The 10,528-nt window shown below is 75.0% G+C and carries 6 protein-coding genes; 4 read left to right on the forward strand and 2 right to left on the reverse strand.

What is annotated here, in order from left to right; translation table 11 throughout:
• Positions 1 to 330 precede the first annotated feature (330 nt).
• Positions 331 to 1,662: an MFS transporter gene (locus tag ACFW3D_RS41555; RefSeq protein ID WP_500513638.1), complete on the reverse strand. Its 1,332-nt coding sequence runs from the start codon at positions 1,660 to 1,662 to the stop codon at positions 331 to 333.
• A 93-nt stretch (positions 1,663 to 1,755) separates the two neighbouring features.
• Entirely contained in the window at positions 1,756 to 3,744 is a 1,989-nt protein-coding gene (locus ACFW3D_RS41560; RefSeq protein ID WP_500513639.1) for a Xaa-Pro dipeptidyl-peptidase, read from the reverse strand.
• Positions 3,745 to 4,051: 307 nt separating this feature from the next.
• Between ACFW3D_RS41560 and ACFW3D_RS41565 the strand changes: the two genes are divergently transcribed.
• The 4 genes from ACFW3D_RS41565 to ACFW3D_RS41580 all read left to right on the forward strand — a co-directional run bounded on the left by ACFW3D_RS41565 (position 4,052) and on the right by ACFW3D_RS41580 (position 10,427).
• Positions 4,052 to 5,617, forward strand: coding sequence for an alpha/beta hydrolase (locus ACFW3D_RS41565; RefSeq protein ID WP_500513640.1), 1,566 nt, complete (start codon positions 4,052 to 4,054; stop codon positions 5,615 to 5,617).
• A gap of 48 nt (positions 5,618 to 5,665) precedes the next feature.
• Positions 5,666 to 7,183: an alpha/beta hydrolase gene (locus ACFW3D_RS41570; protein ID WP_500513641.1), complete on the forward strand. Its 1,518-nt coding sequence runs from the start codon at positions 5,666 to 5,668 to the stop codon at positions 7,181 to 7,183.
• A gap of 15 nt (positions 7,184 to 7,198) precedes the next feature.
• Positions 7,199 to 8,800: an alpha/beta hydrolase gene (locus ACFW3D_RS41575; RefSeq protein WP_500513642.1), complete on the forward strand. Its 1,602-nt coding sequence runs from the start codon at positions 7,199 to 7,201 to the stop codon at positions 8,798 to 8,800.
• 61 nt (positions 8,801 to 8,861) lie between these two features.
• Positions 8,862 to 10,427, forward strand: a complete 1,566-nt coding sequence (locus ACFW3D_RS41580) for an alpha/beta hydrolase (protein ID WP_500513643.1) — start codon at positions 8,862 to 8,864, stop codon at positions 10,425 to 10,427.
• The last annotated feature ends 101 nt before the right edge of the window (positions 10,428 to 10,528 follow it).

Genomic DNA, 10,528 nt, shown 5'->3' on the forward strand with positions numbered 1-10,528 from the left:
TACAGAATGCCCACCCCGGAGGCCCCACCCCCGGCCCACCCAACAGACCCGGCGAGACCCGCACCAACCGCCCACGGGGCAACGGGCGGGCGGCGGGAAAAGAACCCCAACCGCAACCACAAACGACCCGCGCACAAACAAGCGGGCCACGCCGAGCCCCCTGCAAAGGCCCGCGCACCGCGGCCGGTACGATCGACCCCGGCACGCCGCCGGAACCTCGCGGACGTGCCCCCGCCCCCCGTGTGCCCGACCGGGACGGGGCGGCGGCCGGGTCGCCGCCGGGAACCGCCACAGCGGAGACGGGGCGCTCGGCTACTCCCCCTCCGCGGCTCAGGCCCCCCGGTACCGGGTGAACGCCGGGAACGCCGCCGCCAGGCCCAGCATCGCGACCACGACGAGCACACCGCCCGCGGTGACCGCGGTACGCGTCCCGAACGCGGAGCCGGCCGTGCCGTGCAGCAGGTCGGCCACCCGGGGTCCGCCCGCCACGACGACCGTGAACACGCCCTGCATGCGGCCGCGCATGTCGTCCGTCGCGACCGACTGCAGGATCGCGCTGCGGAACACCATCGAGACCATGTCGGCGAATCCGGCCAGCGCCAGGAAGGCCGCCGCCCACCACAGGCTGCCGCTCAGTCCGAGTCCGGCGATGGCCGCTCCCCAGCCGCAGACGGCGATGACGACCATCAGACCGTGCCGCTTGGAGCGGGAGAAGGTGCCCGAGAAGAGCCCGCCGGCGACCGCGCCGATGGGGATGGCGGCGAACAGCAGACCGAGTGCGAAGCCTTCGTTCCAGGAGGCGTAGGTGGTGTCGGCGAGCTGCGGGAACAGGGCGCGCGGCATGCCGAAGACCATGGCGACGATGTCGGCGAGGAAGGACAGCAGCAGGATGCGCTGCGCGGTGATGTAGCGGAAGCCGGCGCCGACCTCGCGCCAGCCGCCGCGACGGGCGACGGGCGTCCCGTTCGCCTCCAGGGGCGGCAGCGCGGGCAGCCGCCACACCGCCCAGACGGTCACGGTGAGGGCGATCGCGTCGATGAGGTAGAGGTCGGGCAGGCCGATGACCGGTATCAGCACGCCGGCGAGCAGCGGGCCGACGATCAGGCCGGTCTGCATGACGGTCGAGCCGAGCGCGATGGCGGCGGGGAGTTCCTCGGCGGGCACCAGGCGGGCGATGGCGGCGCTGCGCGCGGGGGCGTTCATGCCGGCCGCCGCCTGCTGGGCCGCCAGGAGCACCATGAGCAGCCAGACGGACTGCGCGCCGGCGAAGGCCTGCACCCAGAAGAGCAGCGAGGTCACGGCGATGCCGATGTTGGTGTACAGCATCAGCTTGCGTCGGTCCACGCTGTCGGCGACGGCCCCGCCCCACAGGGCGAAGACCACCAGCGGGATCAGTCCGGCGAGGCTGGAGTAGCCGACCCATGCGGACGAGCCGGTGATGTCGTAGATCTGCTTGGGTACGGCGACGGCGGTGAGCTGGCTGCCCACGGCCGTCACGGTGGTGGAGCTCCACAGGCGGCGGTAGGCGGGGTGCCGCAGCGGACGGGTGTCCATGAACCAGCGTCCCCGGCGGGTGCTGCGGTCCTGTGTGTCGGGTGCGTCGGCCGCCGTGACGCGGGCCGCGGTGGGTTCGTCGTCGGCGGTCTTCTTGGTGCTGTCCACGGGTGCTGTTGGCTTCCTCGTACAACTATCGCTGACCCGCTGACACTACCCGCCCGCCCTCGTCGGGCGTGAGGGCGGACGGGCAGGGCCGGGTCAGCGCCCCGCGGGGACCGTGCGCGCGGTGCGGCGCGGTACGGGTTGGGGGTCCGCGGCGCGCGCTGCGGCGGACGTGTGCGGGGACGTGGCGGCGAGGGCGCGAGCTCCGCCGACGAGCGGGAGCAGGGCACGCGAGCGGGCCAGGTCGAGGGTGACGGTGGGGGTGGTGTCGGGGGGTTCGATCATGCCCCCGTCGGTGCCCGCCACGATCAGCGCGAGCCGGTGCCCGGCCGGGACGACGTGGTCGGTGGCGGCCAGGGTGACGGTGGTCGTGTAGGGCCGGCCCGGGACGAGCGGACGTCCGTGCCGTGCGGACGCGGCGTGCCCGAGGTCGGCCCAGCCGCGGCTCACCACGGTGTGGGTGACGTCGGCGGTGTCGGCGGCGGTGTCACCGAAGCAGGCGCTGTCGCCCGGCGTGCTCCGGCCCCAGCACGAGCGCGTGGTCAGGTCGACGATGCCCTCCTTGGCCCCGAGGAAGTTCCGGACGGTGTCCGGCCCGAGGTCGACCAGGACCGCCGAGAGGTGGGCGCTCGTCGTCGAGGAGGACGCGGTGACGGTGATCTCGCCGCTGCCGGACAGCCGCAGGTCGCGCGTGAGGGTGCCGGTGGTGAAGACGGTCCTGGAGGTGCTCGGGGTGTCCGCCCCGGCGGCCCAGTCCTCCTCCCACTCCTGCGGTGCGTCGGTGAAGGTCGCCGTGCTCCCGGGCACGGCGGGGGCGGTGCTCAGGCCGCCCTGGCCGGGGAGCGTGCCCGGGCGCAGGCTCAGCCGGGTGGGTTCGGTGCCGGCGGGCGGCCAGGAGCGGTCGGTCGTCCACCGGTCGGGGGCGCGTTCGACGTCGGCCCCGGGCTCGCGCTCCACGCCGTTGCGGACGCCCAGCAGGTAGTGGTCGAACCAGCGGTGCAGGGTGGACACCCATGCCTCGCGCCGGAAGTCGAAGGGGTCGACGTGGCCGGTCTGCGACAGCCACACCTTGCGCTCCACGCCGTGCGCGGCCAGCGCGCTCCACCACTGGCCGAAGTGCTTGGTGCGGACGTTCAGGTCCTGCATGCCGTGGACGGCGAAGACGCTGGCGCGGACCTTCCCGGCGTCCTTGGTGTAGTCGCGCTCGTTCCAGAACCCGGTCCAGTCGCCGCTGCGCGGGGCCCCGTCCACGATGCGCTGCTGCACGGCGGCGCAGCGGGCGCGGGCGGGCTCGCTCTCGACGTAGTCGGACAGCCAGTCGGGGCCGGAGTCGTAGAGGGCGGCGCCCTGCTGGAAGTAGTAGTCGTACCAGGAGCTGATGGCGCTGATCGGCACGATCGTGCGCAGGCCGCGCACCCCGGTCGCGGCGACGCCGTTGGCGATGGTTCCGTCCCAGCTCTTGCCGATCATGCCGACGTCGCCGGTGGACCAGGGGGCGCTCGCGGGCCGGGAGCCGGTACGGGAGGTCCAGCCCTTGGCCCGGCCGTTGAGCCAGTCGATCACGGCCTTGGCCGAGCCGATGTCGGAGGGGCCGCCGACGTCCACGCAGCCGTCGGAGCGGTTGGTGCCGGCCAGGTCGACCAGGACGACGGCGTAGCCGCGCGGAACGAAGTAGTTGTCGTAGTAAAGCGGGGCCTGGACCATCCGGCCCTGCGCGTCGTAGGTCTTCGCCTGGCCCTCGTTGCCGCGTCCGCAGCAGGAGTAGTAGGGGCTGGCGTCCATGATCACCGGCACTTTGCGGCCGGCGGCCGCGGGCTCGCGGGGCCGCACGATGTCGGCGGCGACCCGGTCGGTGCGGCCGTCGCCGTCGTCGTCGCGGCCCGTCTCGACCCAGACGGCCTCGCGGACGGCGTCGGCGTACGAGTAGTCCGGGCGGCTCAGCCCTTGCCGGACGGTCCCGTTGGCGGAGGCGGCCTGCACGGTGGTCACCGGGAGGAGGACGGCGGCGAGGGCGGCGATCACGGCCGCCACCAGGGAGGTCGTCCGTATGCGGATGCGGTCGGTACGGGGGCGGGTGGTGCGCATGGGTGAGGGCACCCGCGGACGCTAGCCGCGGCCGCGCCCCCGGAGCCAGAGCGATACCGGTCAACTTCTGCGGCCGGGCGGGCACTTGTGACGCGCCGCCGCACAGGGGCGGCACCGGCGGGTCACGCGTTCGGCCCAGCCCGGCGGTCCCCCGAACACGATCTGTGATGACCTGGATACGCAGCTGAGGGCGGGGCGACGGCGTGACCGCTCCCTGCCGGGCGCGGCGCCCGGACCCGCCTCCGCGGCCGCTCACCGATGCCGACCAGCCCCGCGTCTCGCAACGGGCGGAAACGAAGGCGTGGCGATGAAAGCTGTCCCGGCCACCGGCCGAATACCCGGGCGCGGCCTGCTCTGCGCGCTCGTCGTGCTGGTCGCCTTCGGCCTGCTGCTCACCACGTGCACCGCCGTGACGCACCTGCGCAGGCCGGCCCGGCCCGCTCCCTCCGGGGCGGCCTCCGCGAGCCCGGCCATGGGCACGATCCGCCTGGACCTGCAGCGCTACTACACGCAGGACCCGCGCTGGAAGCCCTGCCCCGACCGGTCGTTCCAGTGCACGAGCCTCAAGGTGCCGCGGGACTACGCGCATCCACGGGCGGGCGACATCGGTCTGGCCGTGGTCCGCAAACCCGCCACCGGTCGCGGTGGCGCTCGCATCGGAGCGCTGCAGATCAACCCCGGCGGGCCCGGCATCTCCGCCGTCGACGACCTGCGGGACTACGCCGACAGCTACTCCCCCGCCCTGCGGGCGGCGTACGACCTGGTCGCGGTGGACCCGCGCGGGGTCGGCCACAGCACGCCGGTGGACTGCGGTGCCGCCAGGCCCCCGGGCGCCGGGGCACGGGGGACTCCCCCGCCGGACGAGGCCACGGTCATCGACACCTGGGCCGCCTACCACGCGGAGGTCGCCGCGGACTGCGCCCGGCACGCCGGGCGGCTGCTGCCGCACGTCGGCACCCTCGACGCGGCCCGGGACATGGACGTCGTCCGCGCCGCGCTGGGCGAGGACCGTCTGCACTTCCTCGGCTTCTCCTACGGCACCTATCTGGGCGCCACCTACGCGGAACTCTTCCCCTCCCGGGTCGGCCGTGTCGTGCTGGACGGCGCCGTCGACCCGGCGATGGACGGCTACCACGCCTACCTCAACCAGGCCCGCGGGTACCAGATCGCCTGGGAGTCCTTCGCGGCAGACTGCGCCCGCCGCGGGCACTGCCCGGTAGGCCACTCCGTCAAGGAGGCGGGCCGCACCCTGGACGCTCTGGTGGCCGCGCTCGACCGCGCGCCGGTACGGCGCGGCAAGGACGACCGGCTCGACGGCGAGGACCTGCTCGGCGCGGTCGTCACCACATTGCGCGCGCCCGACTGGGACACTCTGCGGGCGGTGCTCGACGGTGTGCGCTCCGGGGACACCGCCGTGCTGCGGGAATTCGTCGGTTCCGAGGACGAGATCGCCCCCGGCGACGAGTCCATGACGGCGGTCAACTGCCTGAGCTCCGCACTCGAATCGCGCTCGACGCCGGCCCAGACCCTCGCCGCGCTGCCCGAATTCCTGCGGGCCTCACCCCAGTTCGGGGCGTTCTACAACGAGGACCTGTCGACGTGCGCCCACTGGCCCGCGCGGCCCACGCAGGTCCCGCGCCGCGTCAGCGCCCGCGGTGCCGGGCCCATCCTCGTGCTCGGCACCACCCGCGACCCCGCCACCCCCTACGACCAGGCCCGCGCACTGGCCACCCAGCTCTCCTCGGGCCGGCTCCTCACCTGGGACGGCGACGGGCACACCGCCTACCAGCGCGGCAGCCGCTGCGTCGACACGGCCGTCCACGACTACCTGTTGCACGGTCTGCTCCCGCACGACGGCGCGGTCTGCCGCTGACGCGACCACCCGCACCGCGCTCCGCGCGGCGCACAGAAAGGCGTGGCCATGAACGCACCCCGACGCAGGCTCCACGGCTTCGTCGCCGTGCTCGGCAGCTGCGGGCTGCTGCTCACCGCGTGCGCGGCGGGCGACATCCGGCAGACGCCCGCCGGGGCGGCCGCCCGGGCGGCCGCCGGCACCGTACCGGCCGAACTGGCCCGCTACTACGGGCAGCAGCCGGGCTGGAAGGCGTGTGACGCGGTGCCGTCGTTCCAGTGCGCCACCATCAAGGTGCCGCTGGACTACGACCGCCCCGAAGGAGGCGACATCACCCTGGCCGCGATACGTCAGCGGGCCACCGGCAACGGCGCCGCACGGGTCGGCTCGCTGCAGATGAACCCAGGTGGACCCGGCTCGTCCGCGATCGCCTACCTCCTGGGCAACGCCGGCTCCTTCTCCCCCGCGGTGCGTGCCGCGTACGACCTGGTCGCGGTCGACCCGCGCGGCGTCGGCGCCAGCACCCTGGTGGACTGCGCCACGGACACCCCGGCGGCCGCCCCGGACCCGGGCGCGCGCCGGGCGGACATCGCCGCCTCGGCCGCCGCCTACGCGCAGGTCGCGGCCGAATGCGCCCGGCACGCAGGACGGTTGCTGCCGCACGTGGGCACCGTGGACGCCGCTCGGGACATGGACGTCATACGCGCCGTGCTGGGCGACGAGCGGCTCCACTACCTCGGCTTCTCGTACGGCACCTACCTCGGCGCCACCTATGCGGAGCTCTTCCCCTCCCGCGTCGGCCGCATGGTCCTCGACGGCGCCGTCGACCCCGCGCTGGACGGCTACGGCTTCACGATCGGCCAGGCCCGGGGCTACGAGGTCGCCTGGAAGTCCTTCGCCGCCGACTGCGCCACCCGGCCCGACTGTCCTGTGGGCCACTCGGTCCAGGAGGCAGGCCGGATCCTGAACTCCCTGGTGGCGGCCTTGAACCGCACCCCCCTCCGGCAGGGCAAGGACATCAGCGTCACGGGAGACTCCCTCCTCGGAGCGGTCGTCCTCGGGCTCAGGGCCCCGGCCTGGGAGGCGCTGCGCGCCACGCTCTCGGAGCTGCGGGCCGGTGACACCACGGCCGTGCAGGCGCTCCTGGGCGTGGACGAGGAAGCCGACCCCGGCGACCAGTCGTACTACGCCGTGTCCTGCCTGAGTTCCACGCTGGGCACGTGGTCGACCGTCGCGCAGGCGCAGGCTGTTCTGCCCGAATTCCGGCGTGCGGCCCCGCAGTTCGGCGAGTACTACGCCGGGACGCTGCCGATGTGCACCCATTGGCCCGTCGGCCCGGACCAGTTCCCGCACCGGATCACCGCGGCGGGCGCGCCACCGATCCTGGTCGTGGGCACACTCCGCGACCCGGCCACCCCGTACCCCTGGGCGAGGGCACTGGCCGGGGAGCTGTCCTCCGGACGGCTCCTCACCTGGGACGGCGACGGGCACACCGCCTACCACCGGGGCAGCACCTGCGTCGAGAGCGCCGTCGACGACTACCTGACACGAGGTCGTCTACCGTCGGCCGGCACGGTCTGCGTCTGACGGGCGGTGGCCGCCGTGCGGGCCACGGGTGCGCTGTCCGGCCGGCGCCGGCGCGTCGCGGCCGGGCTGCTGAGCGCCTGCCTGGTGCTGGCCGCCTGTTCGCCCCAGCGTCCGCACCGGCCGGCGGGCCCGAAGCGGTCGGCGGCAGCGGCCGCCACGGCCGGCCCCGCCGCTTCGGCGCCGCCGTCGGCCTCCGCCTCGGCCTCGGCCTCGGCCCCGACGCCGGACGTGTCCCGCTACTACCGGCAACGGCTGCACTGGCGGCCCTGCCGGGAAGCGGCGTCGTTCCAGTGCACCTCGGTACGAGTGCCCCTGGACTACGCCCGTCCGGAGGCGGGTGACATCCGGCTGGCGGTCGTCCGCCACAGGGCCACCGGGCCGCGTGCCGCCCGCATCGGCTCGTTGCTGCTCAATCCCGGCGGCCCCGGCGTGTCGGCGGTGGACGACCTGTTGTCCTTCGCCGACGGCTTCTCCCCGGCGATGCGCGCCGCGTACGACCTGATCGGCGTCGACCCCCGGGGCGTGGGGCGCAGCGCCCCGGTCGACTGCGGGACGGGCGCGCCGCCGTCCGTCCCCGCGGCCGAAGGCGCGGCAGGCCCCACGGCCGAAGGCAAGGCCGGGGAACCCGAGTCGGGCTTCGCGCTGATCGCCGATGCCTGCGCCCGCCGTGTCGGTCGCCTCCTGCCCCACGTCGGCACCCTGGACGCGGCCCGGGACATGGACGTCACAAGGGCGCTGCTCGGCGACGACCGACTGGGCTTCCTCGGCTACTCCTACGGCAGTTACCTGGGGGCCACCTATGCGGAGCTCTTCCCCTCCCGCGTCGGCCGGATGGTCCTCGACGGCGCCGTCGACCCCGGTATGGACGCCTTCCGCGCCACCCTTGGCATGGCGCGCGGCTACCAGGTGGCCTGGGATGCCTTCGCCGCCGACTGCGTCGCGCGCCCCGGCTGCCCCGTCGGCCACTCGCTCCGGGACGCGGGACGCATCCTGGACGGGCTGGTCGCGGAGCTCGACGAAGCCGCCCGCGAAGGGGACGGCCGCGGCGTTTCCGCCACCGGCGACGATCTGCTCACCGCGGTCACCTCGGCGCTCGCGGCTCCGGCATGGGGCGGACTGCGGTCCCTGCTCCGCGAGGTGCGGGCGGGCGACGCCGCCACCTGGCGGCGGCTCCTCGGCACGGACGACGCCGGAGGACCGGGTGAGCAGTCACTCGCGGCGATCAACTGCCTGAGTTCCGCGCTGGGTCCACGGTCGACCGCCGCGCAGACGCGAGCGGCCGTGCCCGAGTTCCGCCGTGCGGCACCGCAGTTCGGCGCGTACTACGCCGGGTTCCTGCCGATGTGCGCCCACTGGCCGGCCCGGCCGACCCAGGTGCCGCACCCCATCACCGCACGCGGCGCCCCGCCCATCCTCGTCGTCGGCACCACCCGCGACCCCGCCACCCCGTACGACCAGGCCCGCGCACTGGCCACGCAGCTCTCCTCGGGCCGGCTCCTTACCTGGGACGGCGACGGGCACACCGCCTACCAGCAGGGCAGCCGCTGTGTCGACACGGCCGTCGACGACTACTTCCTGCACGGCCGGCTCCCGCCCGACGGCACCGTCTGCCGCTGACGGCCGCACATCCGTGCGCCGGCACGTCCTCAGTTCACCTCGGCACCGGAAAGGCAGGGCGATGGACGCTGTCCGGCACACCGGCCACGTACGCGGGGGGCAAGGACGCCGCGCGATCGCGGTGCTGGGCGCCTGCGCCCTGCTGGCCACCGCGTGTTCCGCCCTCCACGGCGGGGCGTCGCCCGTCGCGACGCGCCCGGCACCGGCCGGCACGGCGCACTCCGGAGCCGCGCCGCCGGGGCCGGCCCGTCACTACGCGCAGCGGCCCGTGTGGAGGCCGTGCGAGGACGAGCCGTCCTACCAGTGCACGACCCTCAGGGCGCCGCTGGACTACGCCCACCCCGAGGCGGGCGACATCACCCTGGCCGCCACCCGGCTGAGGTCCACGGGGACCGCCTCGGAACGCATCGGCTCGCTGCTGTACAACCCCGGAGGTCCCGGCGACTCCGCCATCAGCGGCCTGCGGGACCTCGCGGATGACTTCTCCCCCGCGGTGCGCGCCGCCTACGACCTGGTCGCCGTCGACCCGCGCGGCGTCGGCGCCAGCACCCCGCTGGACTGCGGCGCCATCGTGCCGGCGGCCGGCGCCGGCACCCCTCCGGCCGTCGCCGGGAAGCCGGACTTCGAGGCCCTGGACGGGGCGCGCAAGGAGACCGCCGACGCGTGCCGACGACACGCCGGCCGGCTGCTGCCGCACATCGGCACCCCGGACGCCGCCCGCGACCTGGACCTGGTGCGCGCCCTCGTCGGGGACGACCGGCTGCATTACCTCGGCTTCTCCTACGGCACCTACCTCGGCGCCACCTATGCGGAGCTCTTCCCCTCCCGCGTCGGCCGCATGGTCCTCGACGGCGGCGTCGACCCCACGGTGGACGGCTACCGCCGCTTCCTTGATCCCGCACACGGCTACCAGGTGGCCTGGGAGGCGTTCGCCGCAGACTGCGCACGCCGCCCCGGCTGCCCCGTGGGCCACTCCGTCGATGAGGCGGGCCGTGTCCTGGACACCCTGGTGGGCCGCCTCGACCGGAGCCCGCGACAGGAGGGCAAGGACATCACCGTCACGGGGGACGACCTGCTCCGCGTCGTCCTGACGGCACTGAAGAGGGCAGCGTGGGACGAACTGCGCCGGGCGCTGGGCGAGGTGGCCTCCGCGGCCGGCGGCACCGCCGCACTCCAGAGGCTCTCCGCCGCGGAAGAGGAGGCCGTCGCCGACGTGGGGTTCACGGCGGTCAGCTGTCTGAGCGCGGCGCTCGGGCCCGTGTTCACCCCCGCGCAGGCCGAGGCGCTGCTCCCCGCGTTCGTGCGTGCCTCGCCCCAGTTCGGGGCGTACTACGCCGCGCTGCTCACCACCTGCGCCCACTGGCCCGTCGGCCCGGCCCCCGGGGAGCGGCCCGCCACGGCCCCACGCACCGCCCCGATCCTGGTCGTCGGCACCCTGCGCGACCCGGCCACCCCGTACGCCTGGGCGCGGTCGCTCACCCGGTTCTTCCCCTCCGCCCGGCTGCTCACCTGGGACGGCGACGGGCACACCGCCTACCTGCGGCCCGGGAGCGGGTGCGTCGACATCGCGGTGGACCGGTACCTGCTGAGCGGCCGGCTCCCGCCCGCCGGCACGGTCTGCCGCTGAGGACGCGCCGAAGGCGCGCTCCCCCGGGCCACCGGGGGGCGGGCCATAGGCGGGGGGGGCAGCCGCCGCGGCCCATGCCGCCGCCCAGGGGGGCAGATATA

It is taken from the genome of Streptomyces sp. NPDC058864, from assembly GCF_042742985.1.
Lineage (GTDB): Bacteria > Actinomycetota > Actinomycetes > Streptomycetales > Streptomycetaceae > Actinacidiphila.

Excerpts from the sequence above, each read along its gene's own strand:
- ACFW3D_RS41560 (WP_500513639.1), bottom strand. The coding sequence starts at position 3,744 with ATGCGCACCACCCGCCCCCGTACCGACCGCATCCGCATACGGACGACC.
- ACFW3D_RS41565 (WP_500513640.1), top strand. The coding sequence starts at position 4,052 with ATGAAAGCTGTCCCGGCCACCGGCCGAATACCCGGGCGCGGCCTGCTC.
- ACFW3D_RS41570 (WP_500513641.1), top strand. The coding sequence starts at position 5,666 with ATGAACGCACCCCGACGCAGGCTCCACGGCTTCGTCGCCGTGCTCGGC.
- ACFW3D_RS41580 (WP_500513643.1), top strand. The coding sequence starts at position 8,862 with ATGGACGCTGTCCGGCACACCGGCCACGTACGCGGGGGGCAAGGACGC.